The 18461-nt window shown below is 41.1% G+C and carries 14 protein-coding genes and 1 pseudogene; 9 read left to right on the top strand and 6 right to left on the bottom strand.

The features are described from left to right. Nucleotides 1-189, top strand: a 189-nt coding sequence (locus ACE1AT_RS22975; protein ID WP_374872560.1) for a hypothetical protein, incomplete at its 5' end; no start/stop codon positions are given. 156 nt (nucleotides 190-345) lie between these two features. Here the strand turns inward: ACE1AT_RS22975 and ACE1AT_RS22970 are convergent. The 4 genes from ACE1AT_RS22970 to ACE1AT_RS22955 all read right to left on the bottom strand — a co-directional run bounded on the left by ACE1AT_RS22970 (nucleotide 346) and on the right by ACE1AT_RS22955 (nucleotide 5628). Continuing rightward, a complete protein-coding gene (locus ACE1AT_RS22970; protein ID WP_374872558.1) occupies nucleotides 346-2019 on the bottom strand; it encodes an ATP-binding protein in 1674 nt (557 codons plus the stop codon). 296 nt (nucleotides 2020-2315) lie between these two features. Continuing rightward, nucleotides 2316-3578 (bottom strand): methionine adenosyltransferase, encoded by a 1263-nt coding sequence (metK, locus tag ACE1AT_RS22965; protein ID WP_374872556.1) that lies wholly within the window; start codon nucleotides 3576-3578, stop codon nucleotides 2316-2318. Between the two features lie 148 nt (nucleotides 3579-3726). Further along, nucleotides 3727-4731 carry a phosphoribulokinase gene (locus ACE1AT_RS22960; protein WP_374872554.1) on the bottom strand — a complete coding sequence of 335 codons (1005 nt, stop codon included), beginning with the start codon at nucleotides 4729-4731 and terminating at the stop codon, nucleotides 3727-3729. 585 nt (nucleotides 4732-5316) lie between these two features. Beyond that, a complete protein-coding gene (locus ACE1AT_RS22955; protein WP_374872552.1) occupies nucleotides 5317-5628 on the bottom strand; it encodes a hypothetical protein in 312 nt (103 codons plus the stop codon). A 225-nt stretch (nucleotides 5629-5853) separates the two neighbouring features. On the opposite strand from ACE1AT_RS22955, the gene petH reads away from it, so the two are divergent. The 3 genes from petH to ACE1AT_RS22940 all read left to right on the top strand — a co-directional run bounded on the left by petH (nucleotide 5854) and on the right by ACE1AT_RS22940 (nucleotide 9904). Continuing rightward, on the top strand, nucleotides 5854-7137 hold the full coding sequence (petH, locus tag ACE1AT_RS22950) for a ferredoxin--NADP reductase (RefSeq protein WP_374872550.1): 1284 nt from the start codon (nucleotides 5854-5856) through the stop codon (nucleotides 7135-7137). Between the two features lie 337 nt (nucleotides 7138-7474). Next, a complete protein-coding gene (locus ACE1AT_RS22945) occupies nucleotides 7475-8782 on the top strand; it encodes a homoserine dehydrogenase (RefSeq protein ID WP_374872548.1) in 1308 nt (435 codons plus the stop codon). A 129-nt stretch (nucleotides 8783-8911) separates the two neighbouring features. After that, nucleotides 8912-9904: an S-layer homology domain-containing protein gene (locus tag ACE1AT_RS22940; protein ID WP_374872546.1), complete on the top strand. Its 993-nt coding sequence runs from the start codon at nucleotides 8912-8914 to the stop codon at nucleotides 9902-9904. Between the two features lie 126 nt (nucleotides 9905-10030). Here ACE1AT_RS22940 and ACE1AT_RS22935 read toward each other — a convergent pair whose 3' ends face one another. Then, the gene (locus tag ACE1AT_RS22935) at nucleotides 10031-10471 is read right to left on the bottom strand and encodes a CAAD domain-containing protein (RefSeq protein WP_016860622.1); all 441 of its coding nucleotides are present in this window, start codon (nucleotides 10469-10471) and stop codon (nucleotides 10031-10033) included. A gap of 688 nt (nucleotides 10472-11159) precedes the next feature. Continuing rightward, a complete protein-coding gene (locus ACE1AT_RS22930; protein WP_374872544.1) occupies nucleotides 11160-11615 on the bottom strand; it encodes a pentapeptide repeat-containing protein in 456 nt (151 codons plus the stop codon). Nucleotides 11616-12229: 614 nt separating this feature from the next. Between ACE1AT_RS22930 and nrdJ the strand changes: the two are divergent. From nrdJ to fbp, 5 genes and pseudogenes are all read left to right on the top strand, one after another. Beyond that, nucleotides 12230-14796: pseudogene (gene nrdJ, locus ACE1AT_RS22925) on the top strand (ribonucleoside-triphosphate reductase, adenosylcobalamin-dependent). Nucleotides 14797-14936: 140 nt separating this feature from the next. Then, complete coding sequence (locus ACE1AT_RS22920) at nucleotides 14937-15605, top strand: hypothetical protein (RefSeq protein WP_374872542.1); 669 nt, start codon at nucleotides 14937-14939, stop codon at nucleotides 15603-15605. 72 nt (nucleotides 15606-15677) lie between these two features. Then, nucleotides 15678-15896 (top strand): hypothetical protein, encoded by a 219-nt coding sequence (locus ACE1AT_RS22915; protein ID WP_374872540.1) that lies wholly within the window; start codon nucleotides 15678-15680, stop codon nucleotides 15894-15896. A 621-nt stretch (nucleotides 15897-16517) separates the two neighbouring features. Beyond that, nucleotides 16518-16793, top strand: coding sequence for an RNA-binding protein (locus ACE1AT_RS22910; protein ID WP_096673891.1), 276 nt, complete (start codon nucleotides 16518-16520; stop codon nucleotides 16791-16793). A gap of 533 nt (nucleotides 16794-17326) precedes the next feature. Further along, nucleotides 17327-18379: a class 1 fructose-bisphosphatase gene (fbp, locus tag ACE1AT_RS22905; protein WP_374872538.1), complete on the top strand. Its 1053-nt coding sequence runs from the start codon at nucleotides 17327-17329 to the stop codon at nucleotides 18377-18379. The last annotated feature ends 82 nt before the right edge of the window (nucleotides 18380-18461 follow it).

Below are 18461 nucleotides of genomic sequence, written 5' to 3'. Positions count from 1 at the left end.
TGGTTGTGCCATTCAAAATCAAATATTTTGTACCCTGCGGGAAGCAAGCTACGTCTCGTCGCTGTGGTTTTCTTTGTTTTTGCTACGCTCAAATACAATCAAACCACGCAACTCAACTCACTCGCAATTCATCTCACACCTCCCTATCGGGTAGGTGTGAGCCTTCTCGCTGTTAAAGGTAATTTTTAAAATAAATTTTAAGTAGCCGTCATGAGGTGCATACACCAAAATGAATGAAAAACCGATGAGATCAATTTCAAGACAGAACCCAATGTGATAAATCACACAACGAGGGCATGAAAATATGACTCCTCCTACACCCCTACACCCCTACACCCCCAATCCCTAACCATTAGCAACCATTGGTAAGCGTACGGTGAAAATTGATCCTATTCCCTGCTGACTCTTGACAAAAATTTCACCGCCCATCATCAAACAAAAGTGACGGCTAATCGCTAACCCCAGTCCAGTTCCACCATACTTTTTGGTAGTTGAGGCGTCCCCTTGTGTAAAGGGTTGGAATAACTGCTGTTGTTGCTGTAAAGACATACCAATGCCTGTGTCAGTTACAGTAAAAATTATGATTTCGATGGGTTCTTCGTGTGATTTGTAAACTTTTTCTCTTTTGACATTTAATACCACTTTCCCGTTGGTAGTAAATTTGGCAGCATTACTAAGCAAGTTGTAAAGTACCTGCCTGAGCTTGGTCTGATCAGTGTGCATGATGCCCAATTCTTGCTCATAATCTACTTCTAGGACATTACCATTTTTTTCTACTAATGGTTTTACTGTCAAAACAACACTATTGATTAAAGTCATCAGGTCAAATGTCTCTGGGTAAAAAGTCATTTTCCCTGCTTCAATTTTTGATAGGTCTAGAATGTCGTTAATCAGTAACAAAAGATGCCTACCAGCAGAGTTTATCGATTCCAAGTCATTAACAAACTCTTCTCCTAAGCTGGTATCAGCAGCATCATCCTGAAGGAGTTGACTCAATCCGATAATGGCATTTAAGGGTGTACGTAGTTCATGACTAATATTTGCCAAAAATTGGCTTTTGGCTTTGTTGGCTCCTTCTGCTAATTCTTTGGCTTGTTCAAGTTCTTTAGTATGCTTTGATACTTGTCCTATCAGTCGATTCAGTGATTTTGCTAGTAAACCTATTTCGTCTTCAGTGGTAATTGGCGCTCGCAAGTCAAAATTTGATTTTCGTGCGACTTGTTCCGCGACTTGCGTGACGGTGATGACTGGTTCGGCGATCGCTCGCGAAGTACGCCAAGCCACAACAGCAGCCACTCCAACTGACAAGAGCATACTAGCTATGACTATTGATCTTTCAATTCCTTTAGACTGGCTGACGTCATTTTTCATCCTATCTTCTACTTGTTCAGCACTTTGCAGGAGATCATTCAAATATTTGTATAGTTGATCTAGGCGCGCAGCTGTTTCACCCCGCATCACAGCTAGTAATTGATTTTGGACTGTGGATGCTTGCTGTTGCGATATTTGCTGGTTATTAATTGGTTCTAAGATAGACTCAATATCTTGAACGTAAGAGTCTAAATTAGTCGCGTAATTTTGTAATAAAGTCTGTAAAGAAGCTTCACTGGTTGCTAAGTTTCTAGGCTTGCTTTCCAGAAAAGCCATGATTTGATTTTCTATTTTTTTGGTTTTTTCAATATTTTCCAGAAATTTGTCTCTTCTGTAGGCTAGCCTTTCGGGATTTTCCACCACAGCAGGCAAATTCGTACTCTGGATTTGTGCATCTGCGATCGCATCTTTGTAATTAACCAGCATTTGCGTCTGGTAGTGGGCGTGATCTAATTCCTTGATTTGTTGTCCTCGGTAAAAGTTCGCAACAAACAATCCAGCAAGTGAACCAAAAAACCCAATCCCAATTGCCAGAAAGTAACCATAGCCTATTTTTTGATGAATGCGCCAAGAACTAGCTTTGAGTTTCCCTCGCGAGGGAAATTCGATAGTTGGCAGTTCGTCGGTTGAGGGGTCGTTGGCTGACACTTTTGTTGTTTGTGAACTATTGTCAACAGCGGTTGGCTTATGAGTTTATATCCCTCAAATCTTCTTATCCATCCGCCAAAATTACCAAGTCAGTTTATGAAATCACATCAGTGACTCTGACCTAATCTTATCTTCCTTTATAACAAGAACGAATATTCGCTCACTATTATAGTTAGTCTTAGTCTCATGGTATTTAAGCAGTTTTTATATTTATGAATTTTATACAAAAAATTGAAAACAAAGAGTTAGGAGCCATAGTTTTTACTTTCGGCTCCTAACTCTGGGTTTAACTTAAATTAAGCGATCGCAGCAGTTGAAGGTTGTTTTTTGAGTGCGTGTTTCAACAATTCCGCCTTATCAGTACGCTCCCAAGGCAAATCTAAATCTGTCCGACCGAAGTGGCCATAAGCCGCGACGTCCTGATAAAAACGTCCGCCTCGTTCACTTGGCAGGTTGCGTAAGTTAAAGGAATGGATAATCCCAGCTGGACGCAGTTCAAAATGATCTGTAATTAGTTGCAGCAAGGTTTCATCATCAACTTTACCAGTGCCAAAAGTATCCACCATAATACTTACTGGTCGTGCTACACCAATGGCGTAACTAAGCTGGACTTCGCACTTTTCTGCCAGACCGGCGGCTACAATATTTTTTGCTGCATAGCGACAAGCATAGGCAGCACTACGGTCTACTTTAGTGGGGTCTTTACCAGAAAAGGCTCCACCACCATGTCGGGAGTAACCACCGTAGGTATCGACAATGATTTTACGTCCAGTTAGACCAGAGTCTCCTTGTGGTCCACCAATGACAAATTTACCAGTGGGGTTAACTAAAAAGCGGGTCTTTTCATCTGGCTTGACTTCTAAGTCGCCAAACACAGGTTCAACCACTGCTGACCAGAGGTCTTTTTTGATTTTGGCTTGCACTTCTGCCTCATCGGTGATATCACCAATGGTAGGTGTGTGCTGTGTGGAAATCAGGATAGTATCGATACCTACAGGACGTCCATCTTGGTAAGCAACAGTTACCTGAGTTTTGCCATCGGGACGCAGGTAGGATAATTGACCTGTCTTGCGGACTGCTGCTAGTCGGCGGGCAATACGATGAGAAAGGCTAATTGGCAAAGGCATCAGTTCTGGTGTTTCGTTACAAGCGAAACCGAACATAATACCTTGGTCGCCAGCACCAACTTTATCGAATTGTTCCTCGCTATCCTGGCGAGCTTCATGGGCTGTATTCACGCCCTGGGCAATATCGGGCGATTGCTCGTCCAAAGCTACCAGCACCGAGCAGCTGTTAGAGCAGAAGCCATTCACAGCATCGGTGTAGCCAATTTCCTCTATTTTTTTGCGCGCGACATTGACGTAATTAACACTTGCTTTAGTAGTTATTTCACCAGTGATCAATACCAAACCAGTGTTAACAACAACTTCCGCAGCAACACGACTAGTCGGGTCTTGTGTGAGCAAGGCATCTAGAATTGTATCAGAAATCTGATCGCAGATTTTATCTGGATGACCTTCGGTCACTGACTCGGAGGTAAATAGATAGCGTTTAGACAAATTTAATTCCTCCTAAACAATGTGAGTTAGCTGACTTAATAACAACATTGAATCTAGCTACTCAATCTGCAATCATAACAATATTTCTAGTTATAAAAAAAGGGACACTCTTGGTGTCCCTTAGATATTTGACACAAATACTGTTTTTTTAAACCTGAACGGCCATTTTGGCTTCCTTTGCTGTTAAACGCTCGTAGGCGGCGCGCATTTTTAATCCTGTTAGCACTTGGAACAAACCTGTACCATTGTTGGAACCAGGATACTCGCGGTGCTGGAGTAACAAGTGAGTCATTTCACCTTGATACTTAGTAGATGTTTTGCTGAGGTGAGTTTCGATGTAAATCACTTCTTCGAGATTGTCAAACTGACCATCTACCTCTAGGACAGAAACGTAGCGACCGTAGTACACATCTGAACCGTAGTACAGTTGCATACCAGGATAAGAACAAGTCAGTTTGCGTCCACACGGAGTCCACTGGATTGTGGAACCTTCATCGAACAGATAAACTGGTTCAAAGCCTTCTTTACCTTCACGTTGTAGCATCCGTACCCGCAGAACTTTACGCTCTTTATCCTCTTTAATGAGGTTGGTAGGTAATACCTGAAGAACTACATCAGCAAATTCTCTTTGTGGTTCAATGTACTTCTGAAAATCAGGTTTGCGAGAATTGATTTGAGCCAAAACATCTTCGTAACGATGACCACGTTCAGCCATGTCTCGCTGAATCTTCCAAGCAATTTTGACTTCATCACTAATATCAAAATAGACGCTGAAGTCAATTAGCGATCGCACACGTTCATCATATAAAGGATGTAGCCCCTCAACCACTAAAATATGATTCGGCTCTATCAGTTCGGGTGGATCGATAGCGCCGGTTTCGTGGTTATAAATTGGCTTCATGATTGATTGACCATCTTTGAGCGCTTTAATTTGCTCGTACATCAGGTCAAAATTGTTGGCTCTGGGGTCAAGTGCGGTTATACCTGTTTCTTTACGCTGCTTGCGATCCAAACAATGATAGTCATCCAAACAGATGACTGTCATCAACTCCTCACCGAATAAATCCGTCAGACGACGCAAAAACGTAGATTTACCACATCCAGAGTCTCCGGCTACTCCAATTAGTACCACTCGTTCTGGTTTATTACTCATAAATCTCCTCTAAATGCTAAAGATGAGTCAATCAATAATTTTTCACACCTACAAGACATGAAGCCAGGAGCTTACCCCTTTGGTTTATCCTGCGTTCTTGCTACTCAACAGCACAAATAGAAATACAACGGGTAAGCTTAACAGTAATAATTGTTACCCGTTTTTATTGCCTAAGTTGTTGCTGGTAAGTATTTAATCCTAGTGATATATTGGATTCTAACAGAAGGGGTTACTCTATACAAGGCTTACTAACAGCAAGAAATTGCGTTTTTAGAATCATGGTTGTGAATGTTTAGCAATCACAAAAAATTCCTAAACACTAGCTGTGCAGCTACTGAAGTTTAAGTCACAAGCCCAGAAATCATGGGTTGGGAATTTTATTCCATGTAGCAGCAAAGTGCTAGCTCTTAAGAGCGTTATGGTAAGATCGGATTGCAGTTTATGACTCTGTTAATTCAAGTCTATAGGCTATAATCTGATTTTTAAAGTACTTTTTTACCTTTTCTAAATTTTTATTAGACAGGAAGCAAAACTCGATAATATTAAAAACTGTTAAACAGAGCTATCCTTCTTCGGCAATTCATATCACTGCCAAGCTCGCTCTGTGGCAGTGATATGAACTACAGACAGGGACTGTGGTAAAATGCCAATAGTTAACCGAAATACCTGTAGTCGTAAAAACCAAGCGACATAATTTGGTAAGTAAGTAAACAAAGTATTACAGTACCGTGGGACACACGGGATTTTAAGCCTGTGGAGAGTGAGTAAAGCTAGTAGTGCTTGCACTAAAAGCATCCCTCGTTGAATCAGGAATCTTCTGCCAAGCTTGCGCTTTGGCGGTGAGAGTGTCAAGTTGTAGCGATGCCATATCACGAAAAAAAAATTAAATTGACTCATTATTAACATTCTCCAAAGAACTTATCCTCTACCTTAGAAGGTGAACAGGTGTGACTTTTTCCATGCCTTAGTATCTTTGGTGAGTGTACGTAAAAAGGCATTGGCTGATGCTGCTTTTCCAAGTGTTAGTTTTTTATAACCAAAATTTGGTAATGAAGAACTGCATCTGTGGTGAAAGAGTTTTTTGTGAGAAAAGGTTAAGTAAATATCGGAGTGGTAGGACGAATGTACTATAGAGGTACTGTTGAAGGAGCTGCCAACACAGAATCAGGTAGCCGTGTTTTCGTTTACGAAGTGGTTGGTCTACGTCAGAGCGAAGAAACTGATCAGACGAACTATCAAATTCGTAACAGTGGCAGTGTGTTCATCAAAGTGCCTTACAGCCGCATGAATCAGGAAATGCGACGTATTACTCGCCTGGGTGGCAGAATTGTTAGCATACAACCAGTGAGTGTTTTACAGCAAACTAATGGTAAAGCCACATCTGCTGAATCTGCTTACGAAGGAAATGGTAATGCCACACCTGTCAATGCTGAACCACCAGTCCAGCAACAGCCCCAGAAGAATGAGACGAAAGGCAAGACCATGACTCAAGCGAAAGCTAAAAAAGATGCCCACGCTGACGTTCCTGTCAATCTTTACCGTCCTAATGCACCTTACATTGGTAAATGCATTTCCAATGAAGCATTAGTAGGAGAAAACGGTATTGGTATTGTTCAGCATCTCAAGTTCGACCTGTCTGGCGGAAATTTGCGTTACGTAGAAGGTCAAAGTATCGGTATTATTCCGCCAGGAGTGGACAAGAATGGCAAACCAGAAAAATTGAGACTGTACTCGATCGCCTCGACTCGTCACGGCGATGATGTAGATGACAAAACTGTATCGCTGTGTGTTCGTCAATTGGAGTACAAGCATCCAGAAAGTGGCGAAACAGTCTACGGAGTCTGCTCTACTTACCTATGTAACCTCAAGCCTGGAGATGATGTAAAAATCACAGGCCCAGTGGGTAAGGAAATGTTACTACCCGCAGACGAAGATGCCAACGTGATCATGATGGCAACAGGAACAGGTATTGCCCCCATGCGTGCCTATCTATGGCGGATGTTCAAGGATGCCGAAAAAGCTGCTAACCCAGAATACCAGTTCAAAGGTTTTTCATGGCTGATTTTTGGTGTACCCACAACTCCAAATATTCTTTATAAAGAAGAATTGGAAGAAATGCAAGCAAAGTATCCTGATAACTTCCGCTTGACATGCGCCATTAGCCGTGAACAGAAAAACCCCCAAGGCGGCAGAATGTACATTCAAGACCGCGTTGCTGAACATGCAGATGAACTGTGGAGTTTGATTAAGAACGAGAAAACCCACACCTACATTTGCGGTTTGCGTGGTATGGAAGATGGCATTGACGCAGCCCTTTCAGCAGCAGCAGCGAAAGAGGGTGTTAATTGGAGCGACTACCAGAAAGAAATTAAGAAAGCTGGTCGCTGGCACGTTGAAACATATTAATTTCAGTCATTAGTCATTGGTCATTGGTCATTGGTCATTAGTGACAAAAGACAAATGACATAGACGCGCCAGCGGTGAGCCAGTGCGGTGGACGGGTACTTACCCTTCGGGAACCCTTTCAGGGAACAGAAGCCGCTGACGCGTCTACCCCGGCATAAATCACCTAGCGAACCCGTTCGTTGAAGACGTTCCCGTTCCCTCGAAGAGGGTTCCGAAGGTAGGGTAGGGCTTCTCGTAGAGTAGGACAATTGACTAATGATATTGGTAGGGTGGGCAATGCTCACCCTACAATTATTATTGAATTGAATTATTGTTGGTGAAATTGGGTATAAGATTCGTGGGCGTAAAGCTGGGAATACTAGGTTTGGGTACAGTAGGCACGGGTACGGTGCAACTTTTACAAGATAGTGCCGGGCGTCACCCGTTGTTACGAGATGTAGAAATATATCGGGTGGGAGTGCGATCGCTCGACAAACCCCGTGCGGTGAAAGTTCCAGATGCTGTATTAACAACAGATTTGGAAGCAATTGTCAATGATCCACAGGTAGATATCGTCGTCGAAGTCATTGGTGGACTCGAACCAGCGCGATCGCTAATTCTCAAAGCCATTGAAAATGGCAAACATATTGTGACTGCTAACAAAGCGGTAATTTCGCGTTTTGGAGATGAAATCTTTACAGCTGCCAATCACGCTGGTGTTTATGTCATGCTAGAGGCTGCCGTTGGTGGTGGTATCCCAGTGATTCAACCCCTCAAGCAATCTTTAAGCGTTAACCGGATTCATACTGTTACAGGCATTGTCAACGGTACGACCAACTATATCCTGACGCGGATGCAAACTGAAGGCAGCAGTTTTAATGATGTCTTAGCTGATGCTCAAAAATTGGGTTATGCAGAAGCCGATCCGACAGCTGATGTTGATGGCTTGGATGCCGCAGACAAAATTGCTATTCTGGCCTCACTAGCCTTTGGTGGACGCATCAAACTGCAAAATGTCTATTGTGAAGGTATTCGCCAAGTCAGCAAAACAGATATCGCCTATGCTGATAAATTGGGTTTTGTCATTAAACTACTGGCTATTGCCAAAAGAGTTAATATTTCCCCTACCGACTCATCCCCCTATCACCCCATCTCCGTTAGAGTTCACCCTACCTTAGTTCCTAAAGTACATCCCCTAGCCAGCATCAACGGTGTTTATAATGCCATCCTTGTTGAAGGAGAACCGATTGGACAGGTAATGTTTTTTGGACCAGGTGCGGGTGCGGGTGCGACTGCTAGTGCTGTCTCATCTGACATTTTAAATTTAGTAGCAGCACTGCAAGCCAGTACAACCACACCCAATCCTTTATTGACTTGTGGACATCAAGACTACTGCGAAATTACACCACCAGAAGAACTTGTAAGCAGATTCTATACCCGTTTTCTCACAAAAGATCAACCAGGAGTAATTGGTAAATTAGGCACTTGCTTTGGTAAATACGGTGTCAGCTTAGAATCAGTTGTCCAAACAGGTTTCCAGGGGGAACTAGCAGAAATTGTTGTTGTTACCCACGATGTCCGAGAAGGAGATTTTAGACAAGCTTTGGCAGAAATTCAGACTTTAGAAGCGATAGATAGCATTCCCAGCTTGTTACGAGTTTTATGAGAAACTTTGTTAGTAGATAGTAGATAGTAGATAGTAGTTAGTGGTTATTTGGTTAGTAGGTAACTGGTAATAGAAAAAAGACCAGCCAATAACCAACAATCAACAGCCAACAATCAAGGATAATCATCGATGACAGACACGCCTCCCGATCCTAAGTCATCTCAAACAAATGCCCTCGGCTTTGATGAATTTATTGGTATTCTTGTTGCCTTTGCTACTATCGGGGCAATTTTGTTTTGGTCATTTTCCCGTAAGGAATCTGGGTGGAACTTCAACACCTTGTTGTTACCTGACTCTAGTTCGGTTACTTCTCCCAGTACTCTACCCAAACAAACTGCTCCTAATGTCGAATCTCGCCAACAACCATCTACATCTACTGAGGAGAAGTTACCCGTATTAACACCATCTCCTAGTGTTAACTTTACAACTTTACCTCAACAACAACCACCTTCACCACCTTTTATTGTCAACAAAACGATACCACTAGTCATTCCTGAGCAAAAATCAACAATTCCGCCGCCAATAGCATTTACTGATGTACCTGGTGATTTTTGGGCGCGTCGTTTTATTGATGCGCTTTCCTCTCGAAATATCATTAAGGGCTATCAAGATTACACATTTAGACCAAATCAGCCTGTAACCCGTGCTGAATTTGCTGCGATTGTGGAACAAGCGTTTGGAAAAGAAGTTGGCAAAACCAAGAGTGCGATCGCTTTTAAGGATATACCAACTCGGTTTTGGGCGAACTCAGCTATTGATCAAGCTATTAGTACAGGGTTCTTGAAAGGCTACCCTAACAAAGTTTTTAGACCACAACAAAGAATTCCACGGGTACAGGTATTGGTTGCCCTTACTAGTGGTATGAATTTAAATGTTCCTGATTCCCCAACTCAAATTTTAAACCTTTACAGGGATGCAAAAGTAATTCCTAACTACGCCACTAACAAAATAGCAGCGGCTACAGTCAATGATCTTGTGATCAACTACCCCAATCCCAAAACGCTGAATCCAAATAAAGAAGCTACCCGTGCTGAGGTAGCGGCTATGGTTTATCAAGCTTTGGTGCGAACGGGAAGACTAAACGCAATTGAATCTGAATATATTGTCAAAGCGCCTAACTAAATTTGATGACACAAGTGGCCAAGTGTTGCTAAGAATCTACTTGACCACTTGGGAGGAGGCGAGATCCAGCAGCAATTCGTGGCGTACCGAGAGTGCAATCGCTCTTGGGTACTGAATTACTCAGTTTTAGGCGTCTTTACCGACCACTTGTGATTTGAGAGTTGCAATTTCACTGGTTAACTCTTCCCTGGTAGAGGCTTTGAGTAAATAACGGTAGATAAACCATGCAGAGTAACCAATACCAATTAATTCAAAAGTCGGTGCTACTAAAGGAATATCATTTAAAGCATCCAAAATCGCCAAGACAACTTTAACAGCGACAATTGCTCCCACAATTAAACCAATAGTAACCAGGGGCTGTTTGTACTTGTTAAAGAAGGTTCCTAAGTATTCAGGTAGTGTCGCTAAAAAGCTAGAAGCGACTTCTCCATACTTTAACCATTGGTCTTGAGTTTGCGCGGTAGGCTGGATTTTAGTAATGGTTCCTGTTTGGTTGTTCATTTCTGGCACTATTGCCTCTGGAGACTTTGTTTCTACTACTTCCGGTTCTTGCATTTCCGCTCCCATGATTGTGACAGTTGAGTTACTTTTATCGGGACAATTACAACCAAAAGGCTGTTGAGTCGGCGATGCACTAACACATCACTATTACACATATAGACATGTGCCTTGAACCAAAGTTCAAGTTTTGGTCTTACCAGTTTTGCCCATCTGGTGGACAACATTCAGACAGGTAAGCTGCTTATGATCGTACTCATTCAAGTACAAATCATGCACCAATAAGTTCATCCCTTATTTATACAAGTCTAAATGCCGATTTTACCTGATATTTAGGCAATCTTAAGCTGTTATTCTCAATGTTTATATTAGGATTGATATGAATACTTAATAAAAATTTTTATGTATTCACATAGTCTAGACTTTTATAATTATTTGTGGTATCTCATGGCTATACATGCATAGGAAAAGGCTAAAGTAGCTCGCAAGTACCTCCAATATTTAATGTGAACTCAACAAAGCATTTATTTTTACCACAATATAGCCCGCGACTTAAGTGCGGGCTAATAGTGAAAACCCACTTTAAATGGGTTCATAGTGTTTTATAACTTATGCAAAAAATTTCTTCAAAAAATCTTCCAGTTATTTAGGTGCGTTTTTGCAGAACGCCTAACGCACCGACAATAACATCAGAGATAGTGTGTTGAGCAGGTAATGCACCTAAAAAATATTGAATAATTTATTTTTTGGTATTCCTTTAGTCCCAATCAGGAATATCCGCGCTATCACCACCAATCCCGATTCCTGTATTGTATATTTCAGCATTAGTGATGTTGAGGTTATTCATTGATGCGCCATGGACATTAGAATCTAAAATCGTGGCACTGGTGAAATTGACGCCGTTGAGATTGGCATTTTTGAAATTAACATTGGTTGCAAATGCTGACTCTAGGTTAGCACCTGCCAAGTTTGCACCCGTAAGATCAGCACCTTCAAGATTCGCTCCTTCCAAATTAGCTCCTTGAAGATTTGCACCTCTTAAGTCAGCGCCAATTAAGTGAGCTCCACTGAGGTTTGCTCCTGATAGATTGCACTGTATACATTCCCCAGTTGCTAACAGCTTTTGTACTTGCTGCGGATTGTTGGCGCTAACTGCACCAGTAAAGAACAGGGGAGCTGCTAAGGTTAAAGCTGCCAAGATTTTAGTTTTCATATTTCCCCCTTTAAATTTCAACGTGCTTCCGTTCTTTTCCTCACGATCTAATTATCTCACTAAACAAGTTGTAAAAATGTATTTGTTTCATCAACTCTTTGCGATCGCACTAGTATTCATGCAAGTGCATAAATACTAGTGAACGTAAGATAATCAAGCATTTCTGGTCATAGTATATGTCTAACGAATGGCATCTGACAAATGCCTATTGTCAGAGTCTGCACATAGTTTATTTTCTCACTCTTGGCAGAAGAGAGATTATATATCCTTTAATTTATATATTCCATTAGAAATAGATAAGGAATTACATAGAATTATTTCAATTTATCAAAAATATTATTTTTTGCTCAAATATTGCTCAAAACCGAATTTTTACTGAACCCAGTCAAAAATACTGATACATTAAATATCATTCATCTTGAATATATTGAAATTAGCTACTCAGTATTATTATTTATTTTCTATTTCAGATTAAAGTATTAATAAAAGTCTATTTATTAAAATAAGTGCTTCCTTTATCAACGAGGTCTTAGGGCGATGGAACTTAATTTTAGCTGCATCCTAGCTCTTTTATCGCCCCGTCAGGAATGCTATATTATTAACTTTACTGATTTATGGTTCGAGAGCTTGAACGAAAACGCCAGAGTGCAAACTTTCCAGAAACAGCCCCAGCTGCTAACCCAGTGTTTTTTAGAACTTACAGCCGTCGTAGAGAGGCACAAACAAGAGAAACATGGGAACAGGTGTGCGATCGCACTTTGGGAGGTTTAATCAGTTTAGGAAAGTTGCAACCACAAGAGGCTGACATTCTCGAACGGATGCAGCGTAATTTAAAAGCTTTGCCTAGTGGGCGCTGGCTGTGGGTTGGCGGTACAGACTGGATAACCAAACCACAGAATTTTTCTGGGGCTTATAACTGTACTTCTACCAACCTCCAAGACTGGAGTGCTTTTGGTTTGATGATGGATTTGGCCATGATGGGCTGTGGTACTGGAGCCATTTTAGAACCAAAATACATCAACCAGTTGCCCCCTATTCGTAATCGTTTAAACGTAACTGTACAGGGAGCAATTGGTTTTACTCCCCGTCTAGAACGGCGTGAATTGACAGAAGTCAAAATAGATATAAATGCCAACCGCGTCATCATCCATGTAGGAGACAGTCGTCAAGGCTGGGTGCAATCATATCAGAGTTTACTGGAACTCTCTACAGATGAAAGATTTACTCAAGAAATTCAAGTCATCGTTGATATCAGCGATGTACGTCAAGCCGGAGAAGTTCTTAATGGCTTTGGAGGAGTCGCCAATCCTGTAAAACTACCTGGACTATATCAGCGCTGTGCTTCTATCCTCAATAAAGCAATAGGGCGTCAATTAAATTCAGTAGAATGCTGTTTGTTGATCGATGAAGCTGCTGTAACAATTGTTGCAGGCAATATCCGAAGAAGTGCGGGAATTCGTCAAGGTTATAGCAGTGATAATTTGTTTGCTGATGCGAAAGCAAACCTTTGGCAGCAGGATGAAAAGGGCAACTGGCGTATTGATCCAGAACGGGATTCACTGCGAATGGCAAACCACACCAGAGTTTTTCACCGTAAGCCAACATTAGAAGAATGTGTTGATGCTGTTCGCAAACAATACTACAGTGGCGAAGGTGCAATTCAATGGGCTGGTGAAGCTATAGCCAGAGCTAACTGTGATCTGCTAAATATACCAGAATTGAAAACTGAATTTTTGCAAGCTTACGAGCAAGGAAAAGCCAAAGAATGGATACAAGAACACCACCCAGATATTGATCCTCAAGAATTAGAACATCGTTTGGGTAGATACGGCTTAAATCCGTGTGGTATTTAATGATACTTGCCTCACGTAAAAAACTGGGGAAAAACGGGGAAGGCTGAGAACAGGAATCATTAGCAGATGAACCTGCCAATCCCGTGGTAATCTGGAACATCACCAGACACCGTAGAGCATAGAGACTGAGCGTTAAGAGAGCAATAATGTCTCCAAGAGTCCCTGGCTACCAAATGGTAGAAAATGTATGCCGAGCTACAGGGAATTATAGAACCTGTAGAACTAGAGGATAAAAAGCCTTTAGGGTAACAAAACTGGAGATTATTGGTGCTAACTTCCACTGTAATTTATCAGAAATCCATCTCAATCAAATTGATCCATTTAACTATAAAGAACAGGAAGAAGCCTTCACCGCAGGTGCATTATCTGTAGCTGCTCTTTTGCATCACAAATTCCAAGAACCACGCTATCAATACAGCCGTGAACTTGACCCGATTGTTGGCGTTTCTTTCACTGGTTTATTTGATTTCTTTGTTCATGCTTTTGGGGTTGATTGGTTACATTGGTGGGCTGAAGGAAGAGCAAACACTGCTCAAGGATTAGTGTTTAAACGTGAAGAAGAAAAATACTTGAGTACCTGGAAAGATATTGTGCATCGGGTAGTTTGGGATTATTGCTCAAAGCACAATCTTAAACATCCAAATCGTTGCACCACTGTTCAACCTAGTGGTACAAAATCTTTGTTGACTAGTGCTTCTCCAGGATGGCACCCCCCCAAAGCTCAAAGATTCATTCGCAGAATCACTTTCCGTAAAAATGACCCAGTAGCCTTAGCATGTATTGACTATGGTTACAATGTCATACCTTCTCAATCTGATAAAGATGAACAGGGGAATTTATTACATGACCCCTTTGATTCTAGAGTCAGTGAGTGGTTGGTAGAAATTCCGGTCGCTGTTCCTTGGGCTGATTTACCAGGCGCTGATCAAGTTGACATTAGTCAATTTAGCGCTTTATCTCAAATGGATTTCTATATGCAGGTGCAGAAATTTTATGTGACGCATAATACATCTGCTACAATTGAACTGCGAGAGCAAGAAATAGAAGCTTTGGGAAGTCGTATATACGAAACTATTCGTGATGATGAAGGTTATATCAGTGCAGCTCTTTTAGCACGATTTGACGATCATCAAACTTTTCCACGCTTGCCCTTTGAACCAATTACAAAGGAGCAGTACGATAAACTTATGCAAGAAATCATAGTACGTCGGAAAACGCATGATTTTCATACAGCATTGAGTCGTTATGATTTCGGTGAATTAATGGAAGTTGGACCCGCGGGTTGTGATTCAGATAAATGTATGATGCCTGAAGAGAATCCAATGTAATTAATTTATTAGGAACTACCTACACTCTCCATGAGTGTAGGCTTCTAGTCTTGTGGAATGAGTGTCTCATTTTGGATTTTATCCTTTAGAAACACTCAAGCAATCGTCTTTACAGGAACTTAATTAATACCTTGAAGCTTATGCTAATTTTTGCTACAAATGGGCCAAAACCTGAAATTATTTTTAGAGATTTAATAAGCAATAAAATTGAAATTGTTGCAAATAATAAATACTGTTTGGTGTATGATTTGCCTATTCATAATAGTGGTATCACATGGAAAAACTTAGTGAAATGGTGGGCGAAAAAATATTATAACCGTCTATTTGCTAGTAAAGAAATTGAAAACGATTTACTCGAACGTCTTCAACAATCTATAGAATCTGAACCAGAAGCTTTGCTGTTTAACACATACTATCAACTACGAGATAAGTTTGGCAGAAATTTTCCAGCATTGCTTCCCCAAGTTTATCTGCATTATGATCCAAAGACTTTAAAAGAGCGAACTGGTCATCAAATACTTAAACGGCAAAGAATGGATTTTTTAATACTGTTCTCTAATAAAGAACGTGTTGTGATTGAAGTTGATGGCAAACAACATTATGCAGATGGCAATGTGGCAAGTCCTAAAAAGTATGCTGAAATGGTAGCTGCTGATAGAGAACTTCGGTTAGCAGGATATGAACTTTACCGATTTGGAGGCTACGAATTGCAACGTTTGTTTGCAAAAGTACATGTTAAACAATTTTTTACTGAACTACTAGAAAAGCACGGTATTGGTGCTGTTGATTTTTACAAACACGCTCACTAACCAAGGAGCACTGCACACGCTAAGATTAAGGGTAAATTAACAATTTTTGATGTTAACGCCAGGACATTACCTATGTTCATTGATGAACTGACGCCTATTTTTCAACAATTTGCCCAGCACCCAGTATCATTCGTGGGTGGTTTCTTCTCTGGGGTACTGCGACTCAATCTTGCTGACGACCCTGTTAAAAGCTGGCTTGATCAACAAACTGGCTCAAATATTCATACAGCTTCTACTGTTGAACAAACTAATGGTAGGTCTAGTGGTCCTCAATCAATAGCTATTGAATAAATAACACAGCCATTGATCATTGGTCATTGAGCAGTTCACGTTATTTATAAACTAAAAAGAAAACTACCTCTTAAACCCACTTTAAGTGGGTTTTTGCTATGAGCCAGTAATTGATTTAAGGGCGGGATGTTGGGCTAATGAAATCCATCGAATTCACGTTGCGGTGGATTATAACAACAAAGAATAATTAATGATCAAAGATAAATGACTACTGAGAAGTAATAGTTGAATATACTTTTAGGATTAAGTGCGATCGCGTAGCTATTCTGGTAGAGAGAACATATGTTCGCAAAGGGTTGTTGTTTTTTGTTCCAATCAATGCACTGGTAACTCGGCAAATCCCGCATCTGCATAAATAGGTATATTTGGTGGAAATAGTATGAATAAATTTTTGAAAAATTCACCTTACCATCAGCCAAACTCCACATATAAGAGAGACTGATTTGAAGTTAAAGCTGTTTGTAAAATCTCATACTTTAAAAAATGTCAAGATCGGTTATCATATGAGCGTACGCGAAAAATTAAGCCTAAATGTTAGACTAGACGAAATTATTTTCGTTTCTTGTTAACTTTACTATTGAGCTGAATTTTCCGCCTCGAGTTGAGACTTACGTGATCCAAATGACTATTTACGTTGGAAATCTCTCCTACAGCGCTACCGAAGACGATTTGAAAGCTGTTTTTGCCGAATACGGCCAGGTTAAAAGAGTTGTGTTACCGACCGACCGCGATACGGGTAGACTGCGCGGGTTTGCTTTTGTTGAAATGGATGATGATGCCCAAGAAGATACAGCGATTACAGAATTAGATGGCGCTGAATGGATGGGCCGTCAACTCAAAGTCAACAAGGCAAGACCAAGGGAGGATAACCGACGAGGTAGTTGGGCGAAAAGGTAATATATATCTTTTAAAACTGATGAAAGATAATAATAGCAAATTGCTTGCTTTTTAGGCAAGATATAAGTTACGTCAAGTAACCAAAAGGCAGTGGATCGACCAAAAATTAAATAGCAGCTAAATAGCCAGCTAGTTGTGAATTCTAAGAAAAGTTCCCGACTAGTTGGTTATTGCTATTTGATTGAGAGTTTAATCATCGGTCATCCTCCAACAGGATTTTGGAGAATGGAATTGATTCCACGGATAAATCCGCTTTCCTGTACCCTGGGAGGAATCATCGGTCATTATTACTAATGACTGGTGCATTAGTGAAGAAATTTAGATTACTTGTAAGACTAGGTAGATTTGCCTGAAAAACCATCTCAAATGAGCAAACGACTTTAATTGAGCGTGATAAAAGGTTGATTTCTTTAGTTTGTCTAAAGTCACCTCTGAATTGTCAAATTAACTTTCTAAGATAGAGGCAGCAACCACAAGTTGCAAGGCACGGGAGTAACCCAACAAATAGCTAATTGCTATGGAGGACAAAGATAATGACGAAAGCAGCAGAATCTTTAGAGCAGTCCATTAAAGATGCTACAGCTAACCGCAGCTTAGATCGTGATTGTACTACTTTATCCCGTCACGTCCTGCAACAACTCCAGACTTTTTCGCCACAGGCACAGGATTTAAGTGCGCTGATGAATCGTATTGGCTTGGCTGGCAAACTCATTGCTCGTCATCTCAGTCGCGCTGGTTTAATGGAAGGTGTTCTCGGATTTACAGGCGAGACTAACGTCCAGGGCGAATCTGTGAAAAAAATGGATGTCTATGCCAATGACGTATTTATCGCGGTATTTAAGCAAAGCGGGTTAGTATGTCGCTTGGCTTCTGAAGAAATGGAAAATCCATACTATATCCCCGAAAACTGTCCCATTGGCCGCTACACTTTGCTGTATGACCCCATTGATGGTTCATCTAACACTGATATTAATTTGAGTTTGGGTTCCATCTTCTCAATTCGTCAACAGGAAGGAGAAGATATTGATGGTACAGCAAAAGATTTGCTTGCAACGGGACGTAAACAAATTGCTGCTGGATATATCCTGTATGGACCCAGTACGATGCTGGTCTATACTATAGGAAGGGGCGTTCATTCCTTTACGCTTGACCCTAGTTTAGGGGAGTTTATCCTTACTGAAGAGAATATTCAGATTCCTGCCCATGGTCCGGTGTATAGCGTGAACGAGGGCAACTTTTGGCAATGGGATGAATCAATTCGGGAATATATCCGTTACGTTCATCGTACAGAAGGTTATAGCGCTCGTTACAGTGGGGCAATGGTTAGTGATGTCCACAGGGTGTTAATTCAAGGCGGTGTGTTTCTCTATCCTGGAACTGCTCAAAAACCAGAAGGTAAACTACGCTTACTTTATGAAACAGCTCCCCTTGCTTTTTTGATCGAGCAAGCAGGTGGTCGAGCTACAACCGGACATGAAAATATTTTGGACGTGGTACCAAAGAAACTACATCAACGTACACCTCTGATTATTGGTAGTAGAGAGGATGTGGCGAAAGTAGAGTCTTTTATTCAAAACGGCCATTAGTAAAAAGGGTTAGTAGTTAGTCGTTGGTGGTTAGTGGGAAATCAGCAACAACCAACAACTAACTAGGTTGGAAAATTTCTCT

It is taken from the genome of Pelatocladus sp. BLCC-F211 (genome assembly GCF_041928655.1).
Lineage (GTDB): Bacteria > Cyanobacteriota > Cyanobacteriia > Cyanobacteriales > Nostocaceae > Pelatocladus.
Note: the sequence above shows the minus strand (reverse complement) of the source record. Positions and strands in the feature narration are given on the sequence as shown.